At 61.0% G+C, this 26292-nt stretch carries 23 protein-coding genes and 1 pseudogene; 22 read left to right on the top strand and 2 right to left on the bottom strand.

Annotated elements, in window-relative coordinates; genetic code table 11:
- From dnaA to ACUZUJ_RS00075, 15 genes and pseudogenes are all read left to right on the top strand, one after another.
- Positions 1-1332, top strand: coding sequence for a chromosomal replication initiator protein DnaA (gene dnaA / locus ACUZUJ_RS00005; RefSeq protein ID WP_014035414.1), 1332 nt, complete (start codon positions 1-3; stop codon positions 1330-1332).
- A gap of 275 nt (positions 1333-1607) precedes the next feature.
- A complete protein-coding gene (dnaN, locus tag ACUZUJ_RS00010) occupies positions 1608-2708 on the top strand; it encodes a DNA polymerase III subunit beta (RefSeq protein ID WP_005411731.1) in 1101 nt (366 codons plus the stop codon).
- 990 nt (positions 2709-3698) lie between these two features.
- The gene (recF, locus tag ACUZUJ_RS00015; protein WP_458220294.1) at positions 3699-4793 is read left to right on the top strand and encodes a DNA replication/repair protein RecF; all 1095 of its coding nucleotides are present in this window, start codon (positions 3699-3701) and stop codon (positions 4791-4793) included.
- Positions 4794-4905: 112 nt separating this feature from the next.
- Positions 4906-7365: a DNA topoisomerase (ATP-hydrolyzing) subunit B gene (gene gyrB / locus ACUZUJ_RS00020; RefSeq protein ID WP_014035416.1), complete on the top strand. Its 2460-nt coding sequence runs from the start codon at positions 4906-4908 to the stop codon at positions 7363-7365.
- A 67-nt stretch (positions 7366-7432) separates the two neighbouring features.
- Positions 7433-8281 carry a CPBP family intramembrane glutamic endopeptidase gene (locus ACUZUJ_RS00025; protein WP_049446813.1) on the top strand — a complete coding sequence of 283 codons (849 nt, stop codon included), beginning with the start codon at positions 7433-7435 and terminating at the stop codon, positions 8279-8281.
- 71 nt (positions 8282-8352) lie between these two features.
- On the top strand, positions 8353-9159 hold the full coding sequence (locus tag ACUZUJ_RS00030; RefSeq protein WP_458220293.1) for a M48 family metallopeptidase: 807 nt from the start codon (positions 8353-8355) through the stop codon (positions 9157-9159).
- Positions 9160-9291: 132 nt separating this feature from the next.
- Complete coding sequence (locus ACUZUJ_RS00035) at positions 9292-10485, top strand: tetratricopeptide repeat protein (protein WP_014035419.1); 1194 nt, start codon at positions 9292-9294, stop codon at positions 10483-10485.
- A gap of 143 nt (positions 10486-10628) precedes the next feature.
- Positions 10629-11297, top strand: coding sequence for an energy transducer TonB (locus tag ACUZUJ_RS00040; protein ID WP_008265902.1), 669 nt, complete (start codon positions 10629-10631; stop codon positions 11295-11297).
- Positions 11298-11391: 94 nt separating this feature from the next.
- A complete protein-coding gene (gene exbB, locus ACUZUJ_RS00045) occupies positions 11392-12153 on the top strand; it encodes a TonB-system energizer ExbB (protein ID WP_005411738.1) in 762 nt (253 codons plus the stop codon).
- 62 nt (positions 12154-12215) lie between these two features.
- Positions 12216-12641, top strand: a complete 426-nt coding sequence (locus tag ACUZUJ_RS00050) for an ExbD/TolR family protein (RefSeq protein ID WP_005411739.1) — start codon at positions 12216-12218, stop codon at positions 12639-12641.
- Between the two features lie 3 nt (positions 12642-12644).
- The gene (locus tag ACUZUJ_RS00055) at positions 12645-13058 is read left to right on the top strand and encodes an ExbD/TolR family protein (protein ID WP_005411740.1); all 414 of its coding nucleotides are present in this window, start codon (positions 12645-12647) and stop codon (positions 13056-13058) included.
- Between the two features lie 159 nt (positions 13059-13217).
- Positions 13218-14678, top strand: a complete 1461-nt coding sequence (gene cls, locus ACUZUJ_RS00060) for a cardiolipin synthase (protein WP_042358375.1) — start codon at positions 13218-13220, stop codon at positions 14676-14678.
- 40 nt (positions 14679-14718) lie between these two features.
- Positions 14719-14988, top strand: coding sequence for a hypothetical protein (locus tag ACUZUJ_RS00065; protein WP_014035422.1), 270 nt, complete (start codon positions 14719-14721; stop codon positions 14986-14988).
- Between the two features lie 9 nt (positions 14989-14997).
- Positions 14998-15741, top strand: coding sequence for a pyridoxine 5'-phosphate synthase (locus tag ACUZUJ_RS00070; protein ID WP_458220292.1), 744 nt, complete (start codon positions 14998-15000; stop codon positions 15739-15741).
- Between the two features lie 144 nt (positions 15742-15885).
- A pseudogene (locus ACUZUJ_RS00075) lies at positions 15886-16122 on the top strand (PA0069 family radical SAM protein); the annotation flags it as partial.
- Positions 16123-16281: 159 nt separating this feature from the next.
- Here the strand turns inward: ACUZUJ_RS00075 and relB are convergent.
- Positions 16282-16506 (bottom strand): type II toxin-antitoxin system RelB family anti-toxin, encoded by a 225-nt coding sequence (gene relB, locus ACUZUJ_RS00080; protein ID WP_012478633.1) that lies wholly within the window; start codon positions 16504-16506, stop codon positions 16282-16284.
- Positions 16507-16586: 80 nt separating this feature from the next.
- On the opposite strand from relB, the gene ACUZUJ_RS00085 reads away from it, so the two are divergent.
- The 7 genes from ACUZUJ_RS00085 to ACUZUJ_RS00115 all read left to right on the top strand — a co-directional run bounded on the left by ACUZUJ_RS00085 (position 16587) and on the right by ACUZUJ_RS00115 (position 25808).
- Positions 16587-16922 carry a hypothetical protein gene (locus ACUZUJ_RS00085; RefSeq protein ID WP_012478634.1) on the top strand — a complete coding sequence of 112 codons (336 nt, stop codon included), beginning with the start codon at positions 16587-16589 and terminating at the stop codon, positions 16920-16922.
- A gap of 150 nt (positions 16923-17072) precedes the next feature.
- Positions 17073-18164 (top strand): PA0069 family radical SAM protein, encoded by a 1092-nt coding sequence (locus ACUZUJ_RS00090; protein ID WP_021204599.1) that lies wholly within the window; start codon positions 17073-17075, stop codon positions 18162-18164.
- A gap of 299 nt (positions 18165-18463) precedes the next feature.
- Complete coding sequence (locus ACUZUJ_RS00095) at positions 18464-19252, top strand: hypothetical protein (protein WP_232418926.1); 789 nt, start codon at positions 18464-18466, stop codon at positions 19250-19252.
- Positions 19253-19370: 118 nt separating this feature from the next.
- Positions 19371-19844 carry an NIF family HAD-type phosphatase gene (locus tag ACUZUJ_RS00100; RefSeq protein WP_021204601.1) on the top strand — a complete coding sequence of 158 codons (474 nt, stop codon included), beginning with the start codon at positions 19371-19373 and terminating at the stop codon, positions 19842-19844.
- A gap of 619 nt (positions 19845-20463) precedes the next feature.
- Positions 20464-21765 carry a tyrosine-type recombinase/integrase gene (locus ACUZUJ_RS00105; protein WP_012478638.1) on the top strand — a complete coding sequence of 434 codons (1302 nt, stop codon included), beginning with the start codon at positions 20464-20466 and terminating at the stop codon, positions 21763-21765.
- Between the two features lie 90 nt (positions 21766-21855).
- A complete protein-coding gene (locus ACUZUJ_RS00110) occupies positions 21856-23697 on the top strand; it encodes a hypothetical protein (RefSeq protein WP_021204602.1) in 1842 nt (613 codons plus the stop codon).
- 44 nt (positions 23698-23741) lie between these two features.
- Positions 23742-25808, top strand: a complete 2067-nt coding sequence (locus tag ACUZUJ_RS00115) for an integrase (RefSeq protein ID WP_458220291.1) — start codon at positions 23742-23744, stop codon at positions 25806-25808.
- On the opposite strand, the gene ACUZUJ_RS00120 is transcribed toward ACUZUJ_RS00115, so the two are convergent.
- Complete coding sequence (locus ACUZUJ_RS00120) at positions 25771-26196, bottom strand: hypothetical protein (RefSeq protein WP_125892599.1); 426 nt, start codon at positions 26194-26196, stop codon at positions 25771-25773. The genes ACUZUJ_RS00115 and ACUZUJ_RS00120 overlap by 38 nt on opposite strands.
- Positions 26197-26292: the final 96 nt, after the last annotated feature.

Raw genomic sequence — 26292 nt, forward strand, 5'->3', positions numbered from 1 at the left:
ATGGATGCCTGGTCCCGTAGTCTCGAGCGCCTCGAAGCGGAGTTCCCGCCGGAAGACGTTCATACTTGGTTGAAGCCGCTGCAGGCCGATCTGCGCGTGGACAGCCTGGTGCTGTATGCACCGAATGCCTTCATCGTCGACCAGGTCCGCGAGCTGTACCTGGCCCGGATCCGCGAGCTACTGGCTCATTTCGCTGGCTTCAGCGACGTTTTTCTTGAAATCGGCTCGCGCCCGCGCCCCGTGGAGGCGCAGAACACGCCGGTTTCCACGCCGTCGGCGCATGTTTCCAGCGAACCGCAGGTGCCCTTCGCCGGCAATCTGGACAACCACTACACGTTCGCCAACTTCGTTGAAGGCCGCAGCAACCAGCTGGGCCTGGCCGCTGCCTTCCAGGCGGCGCAGAAGCCGGGCGACCGTGCGCACAACCCGCTGCTGCTGTACGGAGGCACCGGCCTGGGCAAGACCCACCTGATGTTCGCCGCCGGCAATGCCATGCGCCAGGCCAACCCGGGTGCGAAGGTGCTGTACCTGCGTTCGGAGCAGTTCTTCAGCGCGATGATCCGGGCCCTGCAGGAAAAGACCATGGATCAGTTCAAGCGCCAGTTCCAGCAGGTGGATGCGCTGCTGATCGATGACATCCAGTTCTTCGCCGGCAAGGACCGCACCCAGGAAGAGTTCTTCCACACCTTCAACGCGTTGTTCGATGGCAAGCAGCAGATCATCCTGACCTGCGACCGCTATCCGCGCGAAGTCGAAGGCCTGGAAGCGCGCCTGAAGTCGCGGCTTGCCTGGGGCCTGTCGGTCGCGATCGAACCGCCGGACTTCGAGACCCGCGCCGCGATCGTGCTGGCGAAGGCTCGCGAACGCGGTGCCGAGATTCCCGATGATGTTGCGTTCCTGATCGCCAAGAAGATGCGCTCCAACGTGCGCGACCTCGAAGGTGCGCTCAATACCCTGACCGCCCGCGCCAATTTCACCGGCCGCGCGATCACCACCGAATTCGCCCAGGAAACCCTGCGCGACCTGCTGCGCGCCCAGCAGCAGGCGATCAGCATTCCCAACATCCAGAAAACCGTTGCCGACTACTACGGCCTGCAGATCAAGGATCTGCTGTCGAAGCGTCGGACCCGCTCGCTGGCCCGCCCCCGCCAGGTCGCCATGGCCCTGACCAAGGAACTGACCGAGCACAGCCTGCCCGAGATCGGCGACGCCTTTGCCGGTCGCGATCACACCACGGTGCTGCATGCCTGCCGCCAGATCCGGACCCTGATGGAAACCGACGGCAAGCTCCGTGAAGACTGGGACAAGCTGATCCGGAAGCTGAGCGAATGATGCACGGATGCCGATGAGGCGTCATCGCACAAAACGGTGCAGAATCCGGTAGCAAGCGCGGGACACGTTGTGGATAAAAATGGCGTTTGAAATCGCGCTGGATTTATCCACAACTTTCCCCACCCCCTGGGGGTCGGTAATACAGAGGGTTTCGAGGTTAGAAATTCTTTTATTTACAAAGACTTAGCGTTGTTTTCCAGCGATTCTGTCTCTACCAGCACCACCAAGCTTTTGATTTATTCCACATTTTTTAAAGCATAGGGGCACGGAACCACATGCGTTTCACACTGCAGCGCGAAGCCTTTCTCAAGCCGTTGGCACAGGTCGTCAACGTGGTCGAACGCCGCCAGACCCTTCCGGTTCTGGCCAATTTCCTGGTCCAGGTGCAGAACGGCCAGCTGTCGCTGACCGGTACCGACCTGGAAGTGGAGATGGTGTCGCGGATCGCGGTTGAAGATGCCCAGGACGGCGAAACCACCATCCCCGCCCGCAAGCTGTTCGAGATCATCCGCGCCCTGCCCGACGGCAGCCGGATCACCGTCTCGCAGACCGGTGACAAGATCACCGTGCAGGCCGGCCGCAGCCGCTTCACCCTGGCCACCCTGCCCTCCAACGACTTCCCGTCGGTTGACGAAGTGGAAGCCACCGAGCGCGTGGCCATCGGCGAAGCGACCCTGAAGGAACTGATCGAACGCACCGCGTTCGCGATGGCCCAGCAGGACGTGCGCTACTACCTCAACGGCCTGCTGTTCGATCTGCGCGGCGATGCCCTGCGTACCGTCGCCACCGACGGCCACCGCCTGGCGCTGTGTGAAACCGATCTGGCCAAGCCCAGCGGTTCCAAGCGCCAGATCATCGTGCCGCGCAAGGGCGTAACCGAACTCCAGCGCCTGCTGGAAAGCGGCGATCGCGAGATCGAGCTGGAAGTCGGCCGCAGCCACGTCCGGGTCAAGCGCGACGATGTCACCTTCACCTCGAAGCTGATCGACGGCCGTTTCCCGGACTACGAAGCGGTGATTCCGATCGGCGCCGACCGCGAAGTGAAGGTTGATCGCGAAGCGCTGCGTGCCTCGCTGCAGCGTGCCGCGATCCTGTCCAACGAGAAGTACCGCGGCATCCGCGTGGAAGTCTCGCCGGGCAACCTGAAGATCAGCGCGCACAACCCGGAGCAGGAAGAAGCCCAGGAAGAGATCGAAGCCGACACCACGGTCAGCGATCTGGCCATCGGCTTCAACGTGAACTACCTGCTGGATGCCCTTTCCGCCCTGCGCGATGAGGAAGTCATCATCCAGCTGCGCGACTCCAACTCCTCGGCGCTGGTGCGTGAATCGAGCAGCGAGAAGTCGCGACATGTGGTGATGCCGCTGCGTCTGTGACAGCAGCGTTGTTCCACGTGGAACCGAAGGACGCCCGGGATCTTCCCGGGCGTTTTTTTTTAGGTTCCACGTGGAGCATTGAAGGCGAACCATTGAGCTGGATCCTGTCCAGCCGGGAGTTCCCTGTCGGTGGATGCTTGATGGCTCCCACTGATCCTTCCGCGACGGTTGCACTGGAGACGCTGGATAGCGGGCCATGTGTGCATGGATCACTCCTAATCGCTTTGGGCTGCAGCCGCAGGAATCTCAGATCGAGCTTCCATCTCCTGCGTCCCCATCAGCCAGCGGTTGGAACGCGACTCTGAAAGTTCGCAGCCCTTCTGGAAACGCCACTGTCCACAGCCCTGGTTTAGGGCAGATCGGGTCAAGCCTAGCTTCTAAATCTGGGTATAAATCTAAAGCATGGTGGTGATGGTAGAGCCAGATCTCGTGGAAAAATGCCTTATCTAATTGATTTAAAAGAAATTTATGCGCATGAAACCCCCTGTATAGAGGTACCTCAGGCTGGGGGGGAACCTGTGGATAGTTTTAAGGACGAGGTAAAAGGCCTTTTTTATCCACAGATTGCCCATACCTTGTGTATAAGTCATACATGCCCGCTGTGGACAGCGTGAAACTGTCGGCATGAATTTCTTGAAATCTGTGGAACCGTCCAGGAGAGGGCGTCGTAGATTTCAAGAAATCTGCGGGTCATGCAGAGCGACTGTCGAAGTGGTGGCGCGCAAGTGGGGCGCGATGAGCCGTGAAATCGTTGAATTCTGAGGGTCTACACCCTGCCACCCACTGCAGATTTGAAGATTTCCAGGACAGTTCAGGGCTGTGATAACGGCCCGCGTTGAGGCGGCGCCACGTGGAACACGCGATCCGGATCCGGCCTTGTTGAGCCCATCGGCTCGGCAGCCGCTTCGGGCCGTGTCGGTTTGACCGATGCAGTAAGCTGATGGATTCCCTGTCCCTCTACCGCCCCGTGCGGATGGTCCTTCGCGCCCCATGCTTATCCGCCGCCTCGCCCTGCACCAACTGCGTCGCTTCAGTGCGGTGGATCTGTCGCCCCAGCCAGGATTGAACCTGCTGACCGGCGACAACGGTGCCGGCAAGACCAGCGTGCTCGAGGCCCTGCATCTTATGGCTTATGGACGCAGCTTCCGAGGTCGTGTCCGCGATGGATTGGTGCGCCAGGGCCAGGAAGCGCTGGAGATCTTCGTGGAATGGGACGAACAACGCGCCAATCACCCGCCGCACCGCCGAAAGGCCGGCCTGCGCCACAGTGGGCAGGACTGGAAGGGACGTTTGGACGGCGAAGACGTGGCCCAGCTTGGCAATCTGTGCGCCGCGCTTGCGGTCGTCACGTTCGAGCCAGGCAGCCATGCGTTGGTCAGCGGAGGTGGTGAACCCCGCCGCCGCTTCCTCGATTGGGGCTTGTTCCACGTGGAACCTGATTTCCTGTCCCTGTGGCGTCGGTACTCGCGGGCACTGAAACAGCGCAATGCCCTGCTCAAGCAGGGTGGCCCGTCGCGGATGCTGGATACCTGGGATCACGAACTGGCCGAAGCCGGCGAACCCCTGACCAGCCGCCGCCAGCACTACCTGGAGCGTCTGCAGCAGCGCACCGTGGCTCTGGCTTCCATCCTGGCCCCGCAACTCGGCATTCAGGCACTGGAACTCAGCCCGGGCTGGCGTCGGCACGAGCTCCCGCTGGCCGATGCCCTGCTTCTGGCCCGGGAACGTGACCGCCAGGCCGGGTACACCTCGGTCGGCCCGCACCGCGCAGACTGGAGCGTGGATTTCCACAGCATTCCTGGTCGCGATGCGCTGTCCCGCGGCCAGGCCAAGCTGACGGCATTGGCCTGCCTGCTGGCGCAGGCTGAGGACTATGCCGAGCAGCGCGGCGAATGGCCGGTGATCGCGCTGGACGATCTGGCCTCGGAGCTGGATCGCACCCACCAGGCGCGGGTTCTGGAGCGCCTGCTCAATGGACCGGCACAGATCTTCATCACCGCCACCGAAACGCCGGCGGCGCTGGAAGAACTGACCCACATCGCCCGGTTCCACGTGGAACATGCACAGATCGTGGCTGTGCCATAGTGGGCACACCAGGGCCGCTCGACCCCGGCTGGTATAATTCGGGTTGGAATCCTTTCATTCTCGGCGCATCGCTCCAAGCGGTGGCCGACCTGCGGAGCCTACGGCAAGCGCAATGAGCGACGAACAGAACACCCCGGCAAACAACGGCAATTACGACGCCAACAGCATTACCGCCCTGGAAGGCCTGGAGGCTGTCCGCAAGCGTCCCGGCATGTACATCGGCGACGTGCATGACGGCACCGGTCTGCACCACATGGTGTTCGAGGTCGTCGACAACTCGATCGACGAAGCGCTGGCCGGCCACGCCGACCACGTTGCAGTGACGATCCACGCCGACGGCTCGGTTTCGGTATCCGACAACGGCCGCGGTATCCCGACCGGCAAGCACGAGCAGATGAGCGCCAAGCTCGGTCGCGAAGTGTCCGCCGCCGAAGTGGTCATGACCGTCCTGCACGCAGGCGGCAAGTTCGACGACAACAGCTACAAGGTTTCCGGCGGCCTGCACGGCGTCGGCGTCAGCGTGGTCAACGCGCTGTCGCAGAAGCTGCTGGTGGACGTGTTCCAGAACGGCTCCCACTACCAGCAGGAATTCAGCAACGGCGCAGCCGTGACCGCACTGGCCAAGCTGGAAGCCACTACCAAGCGTGGCACCACCGTGCGCTTCTGGCCGTCGACCGTCGCCTTCCACGACAACGTGGAATTCCACTACGACATCCTGGCCCGCCGCCTGCGCGAGCTGTCGTTCCTGAACTCCGGCGTCAAGATCGTCCTGGCCGACGAGCGCGGCGATGGCCGTCGCGATGACTTCCACTACGAAGGCGGCATCCGCAGCTTCGTGGAGCATCTGGCCCAGCTGAAGACTCCGCTGCACCCGAACGTCATCTCGGTCACCGGCGAGCACAACGGCATCGTCGTGGATGTGGCGCTGCAGTGGACCGACTCCTACCAGGAGACGATGTACTGCTTCACCAACAACATTCCGCAGAAGGACGGCGGTACCCACCTCGCCGGCTTCCGCGGTGCGCTGACCCGTGTGCTCAACAACTACATCGAGCAGAACGGCATCGCCAAGCAGGCCAAGATCAACCTGACCGGCGATGACATGCGCGAAGGCATGATCGCGGTGCTGTCGGTAAAGGTGCCGGACCCGAGCTTCTCCAGCCAGACCAAGGAAAAGCTGGTCAGCTCCGACGTGCGCCCGGCGGTGGAAAACGCCTTCGGCGCGCGCCTGGAAGAGTTCCTGCAGGAAAACCCGAACGAAGCCAAGGCGATCGCCGGCAAGATCGTCGACGCCGCGCGTGCGCGTGAAGCGGCGCGCAAGGCCCGCGACCTGACCCGCCGCAAGGGCGCGCTGGATATCGCCGGCCTGCCGGGCAAGCTGGCCGACTGCCAGGAAAAGGATCCGGCGCTGTCCGAACTGTTTATCGTCGAGGGTGACTCGGCAGGTGGCTCGGCCAAGCAGGGCCGCAACCGCAAGAACCAGGCGGTGCTGCCGCTGCGCGGCAAGATCCTCAACGTGGAACGCGCACGCTTCGACCGCATGCTGTCCTCCGACCAGGTCGGTACGCTGATCACCGCCCTGGGTACCGGCATCGGCCGTGACGAGTACAACCCGGACAAGCTGCGTTACCACAAGATCATCATCATGACCGACGCCGACGTCGACGGCGCCCACATCCGCACCCTGCTGCTGACGTTCTTCTACCGTCAGATGCCGGAGCTGATCGAGCGCGGTTACGTCTACATCGGCCTGCCGCCGCTGTACAAGATCAAGCAGGGCAAGCAGGAGCTGTACCTGAAGGACGACCCGGCGCTGGACAGTTACCTGGCCAGCAGTGCGGTGGAAAACGCCGCGCTGGTGCCGGCCACCGGCGAACCGGGCATCGAAGGCCTGGCGCTTGAAAAGCTGCTGCTGGCCTATGCCGCCGCGCTCGATTCCATCGAACGCAACGCCCACCGCTATGACCGCAACCTGCTCGAAGCGCTGGTCGATTTCGTGCCGATGGACATGGACAGCCTGCGCAATGCCGGCGAAGGCGAAGGCCTGGATGCGCTGGCCAAGCGCCTCAACCAGGGCAGCCTGGGCAGCCCGCGTTTCAGCCTGGAACTGCAGGACGCCAACGAGGAGCGCCCCGCCGCCGTGCTGGTGACCCGTCGCCACATGGGCGAGCAGCACATCCAGGTGCTGCCGATGTCGGCGTTCGAAAGCGGCGAGCTGCGCGCGATCCATCAGGCCTCCAAGCTGCTGCACGGCCTGGTGCGCGAAGGAGCGACGATTTCCCGCGGCGCCAAGTCGATCGAAGTCGACAGCTTCGCCAAGGCGCAGAACTGGCTGCTCGAGGAGGCCAAGCGCGGCCGTCAGATCCAGCGATTCAAGGGTCTGGGTGAAATGAATCCGGAGCAGTTGTGGGATACCACGGTGAACCCGGAAACCCGTCGCCTGCTGCAGGTGCGTATCGAAGACGCGGTCGCCGCCGACCAGATTTTCAGCACCCTGATGGGCGATGTGGTCGAACCGCGTCGCGACTTCATCGAAGACAATGCGCTGAAGGTCGCCAACCTGGATATCTGACACAATCGGGACCTGGCCGGTGCGCGGGGAGCTGCACCGGCCTTCGTCCCTTGAACGCAGGTACCTGATGTCCGCATCCGCCCCGGTCTCCGCCGCCCCGCCTCCGGTTCCGCCGGCGTCTACCCCGCCGCGCGCCGTGGCACCGTTGGCAGGTTTCTTCATCGACCTGGGCATCGCCGCCGTCACGCTGGTCGGCCTGAGCATGGTCACTGGCCTGTTCTGGGGCTTCTACCGTGCGATCGTGGTCAGCCGCGCGAACGCCGCGGCCAATGGCGGCGCACTGACACCCGATGCCGTCGGCACGGCAGTGGGCCAGCCCGGTGCCCTGGCGCAGATCCTGATGGCCCTGATCGCCACCGGTGGCGCCGCACTGCTGCTGTACTTCTGGCGCCGCCCGGCGAACGCCGGCGAACGCCTGGCCTCGCGACAGGCGCTGCAGCGGCCTTCCACCTGGGGCTGGACCCTGCTGGTGGCCACGCTGATCGTCCTTGGCAGCAACGGCATCGCCTTCCTTTCCAAGCAGTTCGGCATCGAGCCGGTGCCCACCAACGTGGAACTGATGCAGAGCGCGATCGCGCGCTTCCCGTTGTTCCTGGTGTTGTTTGCGGTCGTCCTCGCCCCCGCCTACGAAGAGCTGCTGTTCCGCCGTGTCCTGTTCGGGCGCCTGTGGCAGGCCGGTCGCCCTTGGCTGGGCCTCATCCTCAGCAGCCTGGCGTTCGCCCTGGTCCATGAAGTGCCCGGTGTCAGCAAGAACTCATTGCTGGGCATGGCGCAGCTGTGGCTGGTGTACGGCGGCATGGGCGCCGCCTTCTGCTGGCTGTACCGGCGCACCGGCACGCTGTGGGCAGCGATCACCGCGCACGCACTGAACAACGCTGTCGCCCTTGCCGCGATGGTGTTCCTGGGGTCAACGTAAGGCCGTGCCCGCTTGACGAAAGATTAAGCAGGTAGGCTACACACTGCGCACATGAACACGGGGGCGGACCCATGAAACAACTGCTGCTGGCTCTAGTCATCACCACCGTGGTCAGTGCCTGTGCGACCACCACCTCGCCAACCGGAAGACGGCAGATGGTCGGCGGCGTGTCGCAGGCACAGCTGGACCAGCTGGGTGCGCAGGCGTTCGCCGAGACCAAGCAGAAGGAGAAGATCAGCACTGATGGCCGCCAGAACGGCTATGTGCAGTGCGTGGTCAATGCCCTGGTCGCGCAGTTGCCGTCTCAGTACCGTGGCGTACGGTGGGAGACGGCCGTGTTCGTCGACAAGGAACCGAACGCCTTTGCCCTGCCTGGCGGCAAAGTGGGCGTGAACACCGGCATCTTCACCGTCGCCAAGAACCAGGACCAGCTGGCTGCCGTGATCGGCCATGAGATCGGCCATGTCATCGCGCGTCACCACGAAGAACGCATCACCCGGCAGATGGGCGCACAGACCGGCCTGGCCGTGCTGGGTGCGCTGGCTGGTGCCGCCTATGGCGATGGCGCCGCCAGTACGGTCAACCAGCTGGGCGGGATGGGCGCGCAGACAGCCTTCCTGCTGCCGGGCTCGCGGACCCAGGAAAGCGAGGCAGACGTGATTGGCCAGCGACTGATGGCGCAGGCCGGATTCAACCCGGCCCAGGCCGTGGATCTGTGGCAGAACATGATGGCCGCCAGCGGCGGTCGCAGCCCGCAATGGCTGTCCACCCACCCCGATCCGGCCAACCGGATCCAGGAGCTGCGACGTGACGCACCGGGCCTGACGCCGGTCTATCAGCAGGCGCAGGCGGCCGGGCTGCGGCCAAAGTGCGGATGAGTGCGCAGTTCTATGCTGTATTGCAGCACATAAAACGATTTCTCACGCCATCTGTTTCTGATACGTTTGGCGGCTCAGATTTTTCTGACAGTCCGACTTTGCCGCTATCCGGCGGTTCGATCGAGGTGAACGATGATTTTCCGTAACCACAAAGCTGTGCTTTCCGTCCTCGTCGCGACCGCCCTGACCGGCGCCGTGGTCACCGATGCCTTTGCGCAGTCCTCGCGTTCCTCCGACCGTGGCAGCCGCGGCGGCAGCAGCAAGCAGGCCAAGGCCGAACCGCTGTACCCGAACGCGACCCGCCAGGAGCCGACCGCCAAGGCCTCGGCCAAGATGGGCAGCAAGCTGCAGAAAATGATCGACAGCTACAACAAGGAAAAGTTCCCGGAGACGCGCGAACAGGCTGACGCGATCCTGGCCGACAGCGCTTCCAACGAGTACGACAAGTCGCTGGCCGCGCAGCTGGCCTCGCAGGCCGCGTACCAGACCGACGACGTGCCGGGCGCCATCGCGTATCTGAAGCAGGTGATCCAGTTCAACGGCCTGGACAACAACGGCCACTTCCAGTCGATGCTGATGCTGGGCCAGCTGCAGCTGCAGGAAGACAAGACCGCCGAAGGCCTGGCCACCCTGGACAAGTACTTCGCCGAGAGCAAGTCGACCAAGCCGGAAGAGCTGATCGCCAAGGGCCAGGCGCTGTACCAGCTGGAGCGCTACCAGGAAGCGATCCCGGTGCTGAAGCAGGCCATCGCCGGCGCCGCCGAGCCGAAGGACAACTGGAACCAGCTGCTGATGGCGGCCCTGTCCGAAGCCGGCCAGACCGGTGAGGCCGTGCAGGCCGCGGAAGCGCTGGCGGCCAAGAACCCGACGGACAAGAAGGCCCAGCTGAATCTGGCCAACATGTACATGCAGGCTGACCAGATGCCGAAGGCCGCCGCGGTGATGGACAAGCTGCGCAGCAGCGGCCAGCTCACCGAAGAGCGCGAGTACAAGCAGCTGTACTCGATCTATGCCAACACCGAGAACAAGGAAAAGGACGTCATCGCGGTCATCAACGAAGGGTTGCAGAAGGGCATCCTGAAGCCGGATTACCAGGTCTACCTGGCGCTGGCCCAGTCCTACTACTACTCCGACCAGGTGCCGCAGGCGATCGATGCGTGGCAGAAGGCCGCCCCGCTCTCCAAGGACGGTGAGACCTACCTGAACCTGGCACGCGTCCTGCATGCCGAAGGTCGCGTCCCCGAGGCCAAGCAGGCCGCCCAGCAGGCGCTGGCGAAGGGCGTGAAGAACCAGGCTGATGCCAAAAAAATCATCAACCTGAAGTAAGTAGGAATAACGCCTGAATGCCTGCTCAGTTGATGCGCAGGCGCTCAGGATTGGTATAAGCTTGGAGGTTCCTGCGGTGTCATGCACCGCTGATCAGGGATCCCGCCCCCGGGATTCCGGCCCCACTATTGAGCTCTTGGCGCATGACGGAACAACTAGTCGTTCACCGGTACGAACAACCCGATGACAAGGGGCTGAGCTGGCCTCGCATCGTCGGCATCGCGTTTGTAATCGCCCTGCATCTGGCCGCCTTCATGATGCTCCTGATCCCCGCTGTGGCCCCCAAGGCCGTGGCTGAGAAGGAGCGTAACGTCATGGTGACCATCGTCGACGCACCGCCGCCGCCGCCCCCGCCGCCGCCGCCGCCGCCGCCGACCGATACTCCGCCGCCGCCGGTGAAGAATCTGTCGCCGCCGAAGCCGTCGCCGGTCCCGCCGCCGCCGCAGGCGCCGGTCGTGGACGTGCCGGAACCGCGTCCGAACGACATCGTCACCCCGCCGTCGCCGCCGTCGCCGCCGGCTCCGCCGACCTCGATCGAGGCCAGCGTGGACATCTCGTCGAAGGCCATGAATCCGCCGCGCTACCCGCCGGCAGCCTTCCGCGCTGGTATCCAGGGCGAAGTGATCCTGATCATTGATGTCGATGCCAGCGGCAACGTCACCAATGTCACGGTGGAAAAGTCCAGCCGTAACCGCGACCTGGACCGTGCTGCGATGGAAGCGGCTCGCAAGTGGCGCTTCAACGCCGCTGAATCTGGCGGTAAGAAGGCGGCAGGTCGCGTTCGCGTCCCGGTCAACTTTGCGCTGAACTGATGCGCCCGGGTGGCCGCCTGGCCACCCCCGCTCCCAGTTCGATTGTTTAGCTTAGCTACACCCTTTATCACCACACACAACAAAGGTAAGCGTCATGCTGCAGGAAATTTTCATCGCCGCTGCTGCCGGGGGCAATCCGTCCAACGCCCTGTCGCAGATGGGCTTCGAGCACCTGATCCACGAAATGACCACCAAGCCGGGTGATTTCGCGGTTTCCTGGGTCGTGCTGCTGACCCTGATCGCCATGTCGGCCATGTCCTGGTACTGGACCGTCATCAACATCTTCCGTGCCACCCGCCTGAAGAGCGCCGCTGATCGCGTCGTCAGCCTGTTCTGGGACACCCCGAACGCGCAGGACGCCATCCGTGCGATGGAAGAACAGCCGGCTTCGGAGCCGTTCTCGAAGATCGCCCTGGACGCTGCCCAGGCAGCTGCCCACCACCAGCGCGCTGAAGGCGGTGCTACCGGCGGCGTCGGTGAGAACCTGAGCCGTTCGGAGTTCGTCGACCGTGCTCTGCGTCAGGCCGTCACCCGCGAAAGCAACAAGCTGCAGTCGGGCATGACCCTGCTGGCCACCGTCGGCGCAACCGCTCCGTTCGTCGGTCTGCTGGGTACCGTGTGGGGCATCTACGGCGCGCTGATCAAGATCGGTGCCACCGGCTCCGCTTCGATCGACGCCGTTGCCGGCCCGGTGGGTGAAGCTCTGATCATGACCGCGATCGGTCTGTTCGTCGCAATCCCGGCCGTGTTCGCCTTCAACTTCTTCAGCAAGATCAACAGCGCGACCATCAGCAAGTTCGATACCTTCGCGCACGACCTGCACGACTTCTTCGCCACCGGCTCGCGCGTCCGCTAATTGCGGCGCGCGTCACCCAGCGACGAACGTAAGTAGTCACCAAGATCTAGACGGAGCCCGTTATGGCTTTCAGTAGTGGTAACAGCGGCGGCCCCATGGCCGACATCAACGTTACGCCCCTCGTGGACGTGATGCTGGTGCTGCTGATCATCTTCATCATCACGGCGCCCCTGATGTCCCACAAGGTCAAGGTGGATCTGCCGGAAGCCAACCTGATCCAGAAGCCGGAAGACGCTGAAAAGCGTTCCGGACCGATCACGCTGGCAGTCAAGGAAGACGGCTCGATCTACTGGAACGACGAAGAAATCAACAAGCAGACTCTCGAGTCGCGCTTGGCGACCGCCGCCCAGCAGACCCCGCAGCCGCCGCTGAACCTGCGTGGTGATCGCACCACCAAGATGCGCGTCATCAACGACCTGACCAAGGTCGCGCAGGAGCAGGGCATGCTGGACGTCGGCTTCGTCGCGACCAAAGAAAAGGGGCAATAAGCCATGGCATTCAGTAGTGGTGGTGGCAAGGGCCCCATGGCAGACATCAACGTCACGCCCCTCGTGGACGTGATGCTGGTTCTGCTGATCATCTTCATCGTGACCGCGCCGATCATGACGTACCCGATCGCCGTGGACCTGCCGCAGCGCGTGCTCAACCCACCGCCGCAGCTGGTCGAACCGCCGCCGCCGATCGAACTGAAGATCGACGCCAGCAACCAGGTCTCGTGGAACAACAGCCCGATCAATACCAGCGAGCTGCAGCAGCGGATGGAGCAGGAGGTCCAGCGTGACCCGACCAACCAGCCGGAACTGCGCATCGACGCCAGCCCGGATTCCGAGTACGACGTGATGGCCAAGGTTCTGGCCGCCGCGAAGAATGCTCAGATGAAGAAGATCGGTTTTGTGCAGCAGTAAACGCTACACCGCAACACAACAGTCATGACGCGACTGCAGACGCCCCTGGAAACAGGGGCGTCTTTTTTGTGCCCGAGGGGTCCCATCGGGGTCAGATCCCTTTTCCTGCGGAAAAGGGACCTGACCCCAACAGGCAGCATGCGCCGCTATGATCGGCGGATGCTCGCCCTCTTCGACTCCCTGCGCCATTGGCTCGACGGCATCGCCCACCTCGGCACGATCCTGGCGGTGGCCTATCTGCTGTACCTGTTCGCGCTGGCGGGCTGGATCATGCTGCAGAAGCGCGAGCCGGTGGCCACGCTGAGCTGGATCCTGTCGTTGGCGCTGCTGCCCTACCTGGGGCTCTTCATCTACTACCTGCTGGGCCCGCAGAAGGTGAAGCGGCAGCGGCTGCGCCGTGGCCGCGCCCGCTCGGGCATGGAGCACTACAGTGACGTCTGCCCGCCGGATTCGGACTGCACCGAGCTGGCCAAGGTTGCCCAGGCCACCACCGGGCTGGCGCCCAGCAGTGCCACCGAGGTGACCTGGCTGGTCGACGGCGCAGCCACCTACGCCGCGCTGCTCGACGCGATCGCGCAGGCGCGCGACCACGTGCACCTGGAGTACTACATCTTCAATCCCGACCACGCCGGCACCGCTCTGCGTGATGCCCTGGTCGAGCGTGCGCAGGCCGGTGTGCAGGTGCGCCTGCTGCTGGATGCGGTCGGCTCCTCCGCCCTGCCCCGCCGCTTCCTGCAACCCCTGCTGGATGCCGGCGGTGAAGCGATCTGGTTCCACCCGCGGCAGCTGCTGAAGCCGTTCAAGCGCCCGTGGCTGAACCTGCGCACGCACCGCAAGCTGGTGATCGTCGACGGTCGCCTCGCCTTCACCGGCGGCATCAACATCACTGACGAGGAAGACGAGAGCCGCAGGCCAGACGCCTACCGCGACCTGCACATGCGTATCCGCGGCCATGTGGTGCGCAGCCTGCAGCTGGTGTTCGCCGAGGACTGGCTCTACGCCAGCGGCCAGGACCACTCCCGTTTCGACATCGCCCGCCTGTGGCCGGCCGACATGCCGCTGCGCGCGGATGGACCGATCAGCGCACAGGTGCTGGTGTCCGGGCCCGACTCGGGCTGGGAGACCATCCATCGCCTGCATGTGGCGGCGATCCAGGAAGCGCATGAGCGGGTGTGGCTGGTCACGCCCTATTTCGTGCCGGGCGAAGCGGCGCGGATGGCACTGACCTCGGCTGCACTCGGCGGCCTGGACGTGCGCCTGCTGGTACCGAAGATGAGCGATTCCTGGTTCGTCACCCAGGCCGCCCGCTCCTACTTCGATGAGCTGTTGCATGCTGGCGTGAAGATCTACGAATACGGCCCGCGGATGCTGCATACCAAGGCGTTCATCGCCGATGACGATGTCTGCATTGTCGGCAGTGCCAACTTCGACCATCGCAGCTTCCGGCTGAACTTCGAGCTGTCGATGATGATCAGCGACCGTGACCGTGTCGCCGCGCTGGCCGAACTGCTGCAGGGCGAATTCGACCGCGCCACCCGGGTGCATGACCAGGCCGGCCGCTCGCTATGGCTGCACCGCCTGCCCGAGGCCTTCGCCCGGCTGGCCTCGCCGCTGCTCTGACGCAGCGCTACACTGCGGCGATCATCCGGGGAGCCCGACTATGTACTGGTTGTACCTGCTGCTGGCGCTGGGCTGCTTTGCCTTCGCGCTGAAGACCCCAAGCGCGGGGTTGATGACCCTGTGCCTGCTGGCTGCCCTCGCCTTCCTGCTGGCCTGGGTACGCGGCCGCTACGTGGCCCGTTTCGGCGACCTGCAGCGGGACCCGGCCACCCTGATCGATGCCGAAGAGCTGCGCCGCCTGCGCGAACAGGCCCAGGCCCGCCGCACCGACGACCACAACGACCACGACCCATCCCCTCTTTCCAAGTAGTCCCGTTCCATGACCCAGCTCAGCGTCAACGTCAACAAGATCGCCGTCCTGCGCAATTCGCGCGGCGGCGCCGAACCGGACGTGGTGCGCGCCGCCCAGGCCTGCCTGGATGCCGGTGCACATGGCATCACCGTGCACCCGCGGCCAGACCGCCGCCACATCACCGCCGAGGACGTGCTGGCCCTGTCCACGTTGACCCGCGCGCGTGGCGTTGAATTCAACATCGAAGGCAATCCGTTTGCGCCGCCGCGCGAGGGCTACCCGGGGCTGCTGCCGCTGTGCGAACAGACCCGCCCGGCGCAGGCCACCCTGGTGCCCGACGGCGACGGCCAGATCACCTCCGACCACGGTTTCGACTTCGAACGCGATGCCGAGCGCCTGCGTCCGCTGGTGGCTGCGCTGAAGGCGATGGGGTGCCGGGTCAGCCTGTTTGTCGACGCGGGCAACCCGCTGCTGGAGCAGGCGGCCGACGTGGGTGCGGACCGCATCGAGCTGTATACCGGGCCCTATGCGGAGGCGCATGCGGCTGGCGACGCCGACGCGATGCTGGCGTTGTTCGCCACTGCCGCCCGCCGCGCGCAGGCCGTCGGCCTCGGCGTCAATGCTGGCCACGACCTGTCGCAGGACAACCTGCGCGACTTCCTGGCCCATGTGCCGGAGGTGCTGGAGGTGTCGATCGGCCACGCGCTGATCGGCGAGGCGCTGTATGACGGGCTGGATGCCACCGTGCGCGGGTACCTGGCGCTGCTCTGACCCCTCCCCTGTAGAGTCGAGCCATGCTCGACTCCATTTCCCATCCGTCCGGAGGCAGTCGAGCATGGCTCGCCTCTACGAGGGGGCTGAACCCTTCAGGCGGCCGTCGCAGCCATTGAGACGGTGGCGACGTACCCTGCCGCAATGGGTATTGCGATCAAGGGCCGAGGTTCCACGTCCCACCTTGCCGGGCGCTTTGAAAGCACCGTCAGCGAGGCGGTGGACGACGGCTGGGCGGTCGACGAGAGCGAGGAATTCCTCGCCCCGCGCCTGCGCACTGAAGTGCGCGCCGAAACCGCGCGCAGCATCATCACCCGCAACAACTCGCCGGACGTCGGCTTCAGCCAGTCGGTGAATCCGTACCGCGGTTGCGAGCACGGTATCAATACCCCCTGATTGTTCACTAGATAAATCCATATAGATCAACAGGTTAGAGAATAATCAGTAAACACATTGCTATCGGCACAATCCCCCGCGCAGTGCCGGCCAAACACGCCCATCCTGGAGAGGTTGGCCAACCTTCGTGGTCTGCAAAGAGTGTTAGAGCCCTGCGGCGCGCAGCAGGGCCGACATCGAGGTACCCATGCCTTTAGCAACTCGCTCCAAGGTAGCGAGAGTGAGGTTCTTTTCGCCACGCTCGATCTTGCTGTAGTAGGCGCGGTGCATCTGGATGTGGTCAGCAAAGGCTTCTTGGCTGACACCCAGATCAATGCGATGCGCGCGGATCACATCTGCAAGTTTCGCTTGGTTCGTATGCTCGACCATACGAAGCAGCTTGTGGTTCCAGTACTTTAAAGACTACGCCTCTAAAGGTAGTCTACTTATAAGTACTAATTGCATCTCCCATGAACTTTTACCTCGTATGTCCGGAACTGGAGTTCACTCTTGAGCTTCCCTTTTCTCCCATGGGCAGGGAGCAGGTCGCTATGCAGATGCGTCGAATGCAAGAAGAGGAAGGGCAAGCAAGAGGCTTTGAGTACCGCCTGGCAGAAGAGCTCTCAAAGCTCATCCCCCAGCTAACGGATTGGGACATCAAGCCGCCCACGGGTGCACAGATGGCATATGCGACTTCGCTCTGCGCACAGTTGGGCATTCCACTGCCTGCAGCAACACGTCGATCGCGGGCATTGATGCAGATCTTCTTGGCGGAAGCCAAAGCGCTCCATGGCCAACGCAGCTGATAAAGGCCTTGCCAGCCGAAGCTGTGGATAAGCCTGGGCAGAACCTACTCGCCAAACGACCGTATGGCCTACAGCTAGCTGAATTTCACGGTGTTGCGGCGCCTGTGGTTAGCAATAATACTAACGGCCCGACCTTCCCAAGTTGTCGCCATGGAACAGGATGCTCGAAAGGCCCAAGTTCCCCTCAAAGGCAGAGGGGCCGCATCGCGTGTCCCAAGCCGTTTCGATACCACTGCAACAGTGGGAGTCGACGACGGCTGGGAGTCGGTCTACCAGGAGATGGAAGACGCGCCACCGCTGAGAACTCAGGTGCAGGAAGAGCGAGCGCGCACAGTGATCAGCCACAACTCATCCCCTGACGTTGGCTTTAGCGCGTCGGTCAACCCGTACCGCGGCTGCGAGCATGGCTGTGTTTACTGTTTTGCTCGCCCTTCTCACTCCTACTTGAGCCTTTCACCAGGCTTAGACTTCGAGACGCGCCTGTTTGCAAAGACAAATGCCCCGGAGCGCCTCAGAGCAGAAATTAGCAAGTCGAACTACAAGTGCACCCCGATTGCGTTGGGGATAAACACAGACGGCTATCAGCCGATTGAAAGGAATTACCAAATTACACGCCAATGCCTTGAGGTGCTTGCTGATGCCAAGCATCCGGTGAGCTTCGTCACCAAGAGTGCCTTGATCACCAGGGACGTCGAACTGCTGGCGTCGATGGCCAAGGATCGGTTGGTTACGGTCTACTTCTCGGTCACCACGCTCGACAGGAAGCTATCTGCAAAACTGGAACCACGAGCTGCTGCTCCCCACGCAAGGCTGCGAGCAATGAATCAGCTGCACGAGGCAGGAGTACCGGTAGGGGTTTTGATCGCGCCGGTCATTCCCATGATCACCGACCATGACCTAGAAGCCATCCTTGAGGCTGCTCACGAACACGGCGCTCGGGCAGCAGGCTACGTGCTTCTCAGGCTACCCAACGAGATTAAGGACATTTGGAGAGAATGGCTCGAGCTGCACTATCCGGACCGCGCTGCGCACGTGCTTAGCTTGATGCGACAGATGCATGGTGGAAAGGAGTATGACGCCAGCTTTGGCACCAGGATGTCCGGAACTGGCCCTGTAGCGGACTTGATCCGGAAGCGCTTTGAAAAGAAGCATCGTGAACTCGGTTTCACTAGGCTGCCAGCGCTGGCCACTCATCTTTTTCAACCTCCCCAAGACAAGTCGCCACAGGGGCAACTTTTCTAGCCGAACGGAAAACGAGGCTAGCATCAGTACAAAGCTATGGATGCAGTCCGAGCGGCGCCTACAGGGACAGAGCGTCCTAGGTTTCTGAGTACTGATAGCATCTCCCCGAAAAGGAAATAGCATCTCCTCCGCAGCAAGCTTAGACGGCTTTCCAAACATATTTGGTTATCCCGCTTCCTCATGAAAAGGACCAGCGTATGCCCAAGCAAGTGAGAGGTTTATCAGTCTACCGAAGCACGATTGAGCGGCTGCCACAGTTTCGCATTCTTAGCGGCCCACTCACAGAACACCAAGCGGCGATGCTGGGATTCGACGACCTTCCGCTCGCAGGCGCTTCCATTGTGCCAAGCGCCGAAGGACCCGCGACGTTATTCAATGCCCGAGGCAAAGAGATCATCCGAAAGGACCTTCCGATGGTCACCAAGTCTCGATCAATCAATACCTCGTGGAAGGACTGGCACGGACACACTCACCACGGTACTCAGACAAGATCCTATGAGACCTATCCCAGGGAATACGTTGCACCACCTGGTGAATTCCTCACTGCTGTAGATACAGACAGTGGTATCGCAATGGCTACTAGGATCATTGACCGGACGGAGCCAGAAGAGAGCATTGCAAACCTCCTCAACATCTACCTGGAATGCTTCCAACACTTCGAAATCGTTGACCCGGACCTCGCGGTGCCGGTCAGGGTCGAGAAGATCAACTGGCGCATTCTCCCTCCGGGGAAGTTCCCGTTCGATAGAGCGATGCAGGTATTGGATAGTTATCTGAAGCAGTTGACCGACAGCGACCGCGCAGTCGCTAAGCAGCGCATCCGGACCATCACTCGTCACGAGCCCGACTTCATGGCAGTCGGATTAGGCGGTTTCAGTGAGTACATCGTTTTTGGGTTCACGGGAAGGAATCGATACGTGTTCGAGAGTCCCGAGTCAGGCAATGCCACTTACATCTTCAGGAACGAGTGGGAGGCGGTGTCTCAGCTCACCAAACGCCAGATCCTTCAAGAGCAGCTGCAGGAGACCAGGATCATCCACACCTCGCGTTGGGCCGTAGAGGTCTCAGAAGCAATCCAACGGAAGTGAAGTGGTTGGGCAAAGTTTCAGAGGGGCGTAGCCCGAACCGGTACCCTGTGACCCACGCCATGGATAGCTACCTACCGATGCGTTTACTCAGGCTTAGAAGCTTAGACAGGAACTCCCAATGAAGCCAACCATCCTGGCACTGGACCTCGAAGGCACGCTCATCTCCAACGCAGTCAGTCAGATTCCTCGCCCTGGGCTTCACCGGTTCCTAGAGGATGTCCGATCGCAGTTCGAGGAACTTGTACTGTTCACTACGGTTCCCGAGGCACTTGCAAGAAGAATTGCCGGACTCCTGGCTAGGGAAGGCAGTGTTCCGGCATGGTTTGTCGAGCTTCGATACATCCACTGGTCTGGAAGGACAAAGGATCTTTCCTATGTCTCCCCCCACGTGGGTGAAGCCCTTCTCTTGGATGACCATGGCCCCTATGTGCATGATGGGCAGGAGAGACTGTGGGTCGAGATCCCGCTGTTCGGCTCCCCGTACTCGTCAGACGATGACGGGTTGCAGATCGCAGCTGAACGCCTGACCGATCGCATCATTGAACTGCAGAGTGCATCCGACCTTGGCCACATGATCGCCGATCATGGCTGAGCAGCGCGTTGTCTCGATGGCTCGTTGAAAGAGCGCGTATGCAGCGGCCGTCCTCTCGCACATTCGGCACAGTTAGGGATCAGCACGCGGGCAGCACTCGAGAAACTCTTTGATAGCGTCGCTCCGGAGAACCCGGAGACGGCCAACCAAAGGTTGCCAGCAATCAAAAGTGGTGCAGTGGCGTTGCGGCAACCTTACCTTTGCCGGCAGCAATTGAATCGGTAGCTCCAGGCGTACCCACTGCCCAGCCAACACGCTTCCCTAAAGAACGCGCAGTAGCAACCGCGGCGTCTCCCGATTGATGATGTCAACTCACTGCCAGCCTTGGGTAGCCATTGACCGCGCGCTACCGATTGCCGCGCCAAGCGGACACCAACATTGGTACTGAAGGAGCAAATCTAGCCTGCGCGACGAACGAACCCACCTCTCTGTTGCGCACTTCCCCCGTACCAGCGAGCAGGTCTTCCTTCACACCGAGCGTACCAGTAGGGTCACGATCACGCGTAAATATATGAATCAATGGAAGTAAAAAGTAGGCATGATTCTCATTTCAGTTGTTAACGTACCGTAAGGCTCACAGCAAAAAAAACTTTCCGTATACCTGATAGCTTTCGGCGCCATGGTCTATGACGTCGAAATATGCACCGCACGTGCAATCGCTTCGGAAGCGACAGGAATCAAGTGTGCGCAAGGCGTACCCTTACCCGAAGGCTTCTGCTTTTTGGTCAGCAGGTCTGATGGAACGATCGTTCAGCCCGCTTTTGAATTCTTTGCAGATGCCCATCTAACGATCGGTCCAAAGCCAAAGCTTGCCTGCAGCAAGAACACAACCGCAGCTATCGCGGCTGACCTCACCGACTTCCATCACTTTCTTGACGCAAGAAAAAAGCTCGTTTCCGACGTAGATGAGGATCTCCTCAGATCCTATGCGGACACCTTGACTGACCTGGACTCTGCGGTGACCTTGGATAAGCTCGCCGCCGCGACTATTCATCGAAGATGGTCGACCGTGACCAAGCTAATCGCATTCTGCGTGAAACGGGGATACCTGAGGAAGGCACCAGCGCTGCTGAGCAAGCAGACGAAGCGAGGAACTGTTCAAGTTCTCGACGTTGGCGTCGACCTTCCCGGGCTGAACGACGCTGACGAACTCATCACTGCGCTCCATCCCGAGACCGTCGTCGGTATTCTTGACGAACTAGGTCCAAACCCTGTGCTCGAGCGAAACGGTCTGGTTGAACTGGCATACGCAACCACGGCGCAGCGATTGATGGCTGAGCTTTGCTATCAAGCAGGACTGAGGCGGGCGGAAGTGTGCGATCTCAAAGCGAAAACCATCCTTCAGGCCCGTACGGAAGGGCGCGATCCTCTCACTGCAGTCGCCATCCCCGTGCTCGGGAAAGGTAACAAGAAGCGCAATGTTCCCGTTCCAGTCTGGCTACTCAACGCGTTGAAGCGCTATGCCAAAGGTGTTCGGCAGCGCCTCGTTGACCTCCGACTGGGATACCACAAGCTCGAGGATCACGGCGTCCTATTCGTCCTCGACGCAAACAACCGCAAGCATGCGGGCAATCCGATAACCCCGCAGATCTTCGACCGGCATTTCGCCCAGGCCAAGGACAGGCTGCTCAAACGGCTCTCCAAAGAGCGTGACCTGGCTCGCTACGAATCCACGCAGCGCGAGCGAATAACCATTCACGCCCTTCGACACACCTTCGCCTTGTACACGTACATGGAGAAGCGCGCAAACGGTGACATGGATGCGATCAAGTATGTTCAGTCGGTACTGGGACACAGTCTCAGGGATACGACTGAGTCCATCTACCTGCGAAGCGCGAACGCATTCGAGAGCGAAACCAGGGAATCGATCAGACTGCACCTTGAAGGTCAACCCTTTATGCGAATCGGCGTCGAGGCCTGACGAGTTGGAGCTCACACGGCTCCACGGCCAGCATACGCACTACTCCTCGCATGTGACCGACTCACCTTATCAAATCAGATTGAACACGGATTGGAGCGTTACGTGGCAGGAAGAAGATCCGCCCAGCTGCGGCACGCCGTAGTAGTTGAGGAAAAGGTAGGCAACACAAAGAAATGGGATGTCCGCGAGAGCGCTGGTCGCCTAGAAGTCGCGTTCAGGCGCGCCGGAGACCTGCGCGACAACATCGTTAATCTCAGCCGGTGGAAGGGCATAGGTGCAGCGGCACCGCTCTTCGCCGAGGCGTTCTGCCGAGCTAACAAGAACAGCAGGGAGACGACTAGATCCTCTTCAGCTAACAACATCGTGAGTGGCCTGGTGCAGTACCTAACCGTAAAAGGGGTAAAGATAAGCGGCCCAGACGACACTCCAATGGATCTCGGCGAGTCCTTTCTAACGTATCTGAAAGGTAGGGATACCACGCACCCGACAGTTCTCTCGGTGGAGACCCAGCGCCACTATTACGGGACCTTCAAGAAGGTCGTTCTTGCGCTGCACGAGATGGATCCACGGTGGAAGGTGATCCGTATTCCGCCAAAGCCGTTCGCAGGACTGCCACGGAAGAGCAAGCCGAAAGAGCTGGACCGTGCGGCTTGGGCCAACGTCATGAAGGCGGCGGTCGAAGAATGCATATCGACAATGGACGAAGTGTGGCCGCTTCTAGATAGGGTTCACAGTGCCCTCGCTCAGAAGAAAAAGGGCGACGCTGTATCGCTAAGCGATCCGGCAGAGGCAATTGCTCAAATATTGGCAAACTTTGACGGTCATCTTCCTCGCCAAGGCGCGGTTCACAAGCTCCCAGGCGTAGGAAAGATCAGCGAAAGCGAGTACTTCCGTCTGAGGAGACTAGCGCACCCGATCGGCGGCGATCTGATCCCATTCTTTCTCGTACTAGCCATGCACTCGGGCTTCAACGAGCAGCCACTTAGAACACTCACCCTGAATGGCATATCGGAGCACTACCCGCTTGGACAAAAGCGAACGGTGATCAAGTCCTCCAAGCGCAGGGCTGGAAGTTCCGCTCAGGGCGCGACACAGCGAGCAGCCTTCCCCGCTAGCGATCACCCGCTAGCGCCTGAAAGATTGATCAGTTTCGTTATTGCTTGGACCAAACGAATCAGAGACTACGCTGCTGGTGAGCTTGCCAATGACTTCTTCCTCCACGCAGTTTCCGAAGGCGGGCGGCACAAGCGCCGAGGAATGCACATCGACTCCTACTCAGCCAGAACCGACGACGTGACCACGCGGGTGACCGGTTACATCACGTTGTTCTGCAAACGAAGGGGGCTTAAGTACTCTGGCTCTCAAGCAAACAGGCTTGCGTTCTCCGAAGCGGTTGATGGGCTGACCGACGGCGACGCCTTCGAGCTCCGAGCAATGCTAGGCCATCGGCTACTGTCAACTGGTCAAGACAGTTACCAGACAACCACGATGCAGCATCGGCAAAAGGAACAGCTGGCAGGAGCCATGACCGCACAGGAGCGCTGGGTGACTTCAAATGGAAAGATCGACACACGCTCCGCCCGAAGTGATCGTGAGCAAACGGCAGCCACGCAGGGCTTCTGCTGTGCAGATCCATTCCAAAGTCCTCAACCAGGGCAGCGCCATGGAAAGCTCTGCACCAGCTATGGTTCCTGTCCTGCATGCCCGCTCGCCGCAGCTGATCCAAACGAAGCCTACGCGCTCGCGCGCTTTCTTCAACTGCAGGAGCTATACGAAGAAGCCAGGGCAGAGCTCGGCAGCGAGATCTGGAGGCGAAAGTTCGAGAATGCCTATCTCGCTCTCCGCGATTCATGGATCCCAGCAGTGAGCACAACTGCGAATCGACAATCAGCGATGATGATCATGCTGACGCCCCTGCCTGGACTTGAATAGTCCGGCTGTACCGCCACTAGCGAATCAATTCTAGAGATATGGCTATGCCCGCAGCAAGAAAGGTCGAAACAGCGCAGGCAGCGACCCTGCATCCTTCCTTCCAAGTTGACTATGACAGTGATGTCTGGACCTTTGCCCAGACCACGGTCGGCCAACAGAAGGAGTTTGTCACAGTTGACTGGGCAATCCCTGTGGCACGCGGAGAGTTGCTCACGGACTACAAGCACAGAGGACTGCTCTCTGAGCTGAAGTGCTACCTCAAGACCGCCATCATTGAGGACACCGTACGTATGACGGTTGGGTCTATCCCTGGCACTTACATGGGCATGAGGGAGCTGGTGAAGTTCATGGGAGAGCGGGAGATCCACTCCCTCTTCGATATCACCACGGCGATGAGCTGGGACTACGTCGAAGGTCTCGAAGAGCAGTACATGACGGCCCGAAGTGATGCCGGTCGAGACAGGGCGTGGACGCATGCGACCGCCTACAAACTCATCCATCCACTTACACAGATCTACGAAATCGCGGACAGCTTGCGCGCCAGAGGCGGACAAGCACCGTGCGAAGCGCCGTTTGACGGAAGAAAGACCTACGACGTCGTGACAGAGCCGCTCGGGCTTGCTCGAACGGGTGGATTGATGCCTGTCCCGGACGAGATCTCGGTACCGATTCTTTCCTACGCATGTGAATGGATTGAGTACGGCTCGGAGGATGTGATCAGACTTCAGGCTGAGGTCATCCCGATGCTGATCGACGCAAGAAGTGCTACGGGACCGAGACGAATCGCCTGCTTTCGTCAGATCAAACGGCACATCGAGGAGTTCCAGATGAGCCCGATCCCAGGGACACTGACACCCTGGCATGAGCCATTGGCCACCATAGATCGGATTGATGACGCTGGTGACGAGCGCGAGATTAGCGGAACTCAGGGCCTGAGACGCCTAATACTAATGACTCAAAGCGCATTCAGTGTCTTGCTGCAGGGATGCACCGGGATTCGAGCTCATGAGCTGATTGGCCTCTCCCTGGACCACGATCCGACGCTACAGCACGGTGTGGTCAAGTCAGTGACGTCGCTAGACGGACTAATGGAGGTGTTCTCCATCTGTGGCATTTCCGCCAAAAGGGAAGCGACTCGCCATGAGTGGACTGCCGGACTGCGCCCGTTGGGCACGAATCACCTGCCGATCGTGCTGAAATCCGTCGAGGTGCTGGTGCGGCTAATGGAGCCTTGGCGAGCACTATCGGGCACTAAGTCACTGATGCTCAGCTTCTCCCACGCCAAGTCCCTTCCATCGGGTCCCGATGGAATCGGCCGAATGACAGCATCCAGAAATTCTCTGCTGCAACGTGAGTTTGCCGTCGAAGCCCTCACGAAGAAGCGTGGCATCGAAACGACGCAAGCTGTTTACGAGGTGAGGTACCTACGCCCGCAGCGATGGAGGATCACCTTTGCGCACTATGTGTTCCGATCCAAGCCGGAACTAATGCCAGCGCTACGGACGCACTTCCGTCACATGAGCGAGCAGATCACGGATCAAGGGTACATTGGAAACGATGCGGCTCTGCTCGAGAACTTGGAAGGAGAGAGAGTCATGGAGACCTCTCGGTTCCTAGTTCAAATCACCCTCGGCAGGCCGATCGGAGGTGGACCGGCGCAGCGTCTTCTCATGCAGCATGCCGAATCAATGACCGAGGCACTGTCCAAGATGGACGGAGAGACGCCGATCGATAAGGCCGTGGCATACGTGAAACTCACCGACCTGCGGATATGGACAGGGACCTACGCAAGTTGCCTGATTGATATGTTGCCTGACCGTTCCAGCTGCAACCCACAAGCAAGCCTCCTCACTGTCCGCGCCTCGCCGAACTTCGGCCTACGGTCGCCCGGCCTGTGCGCGGGGTGCAAGTGCTGCATCATCCTGCCAGAGCATAAGGACTTTTGGGAGGATCGCCTCCTGAAAAATCAGGCCATTGTCCAGATGGAGCGGACCAACTCTAGGGATCAGTATTCCAAGATTGCTATGAGCCGTGTTGTTCAGAGTCGAGCAGTGCTGAGGATGATATCCAACGCTACCGGGGACGCTTCCGATCGTTCCGGCGAAAGTTGACGACATTTGCTCCATCGTCTCTCTTGGTACTCTGCTTCTGAAGCCGGGACACTGCGAGTTGGAGAGATGCGTTGTGGATGTTGGTCTTGTAAAGCAGAGCCTTCAACCTTGCGTTCTCAGCCTTAACCCTGGCGAGCTCTTCAGCTACTGAGCCTCGCCTCTCCTCCTCAGCCAGCTCCTGAATTTTAAGCCAGACGTGCCCAAGTCGAGCGTGCCTTGATCCAAAGCTCCCTCTATTTACTCCTGCCTCTGCCGCGACCGCGGTAGGCGTGATGATCCGATGACCTGCGGCCATCTTTGCCTTCAGCAGTTCATTGGTCGGGCGTCGCTTCACCAGGCGGTCAAGAGCGGCCAATGCCTTATCCTCTACTGAGTTGGGTCTGCTCATTCTGCTGTCCGCTGACGCATCATTGGTAAGCAGATAGCCTACGCCACCTTCGCCGCCCAATCATCTAGGTGGGACAAGGAGAACCTTGAAATCAAT

It is taken from the genome of Stenotrophomonas sp. S4 (assembly GCF_054187805.2).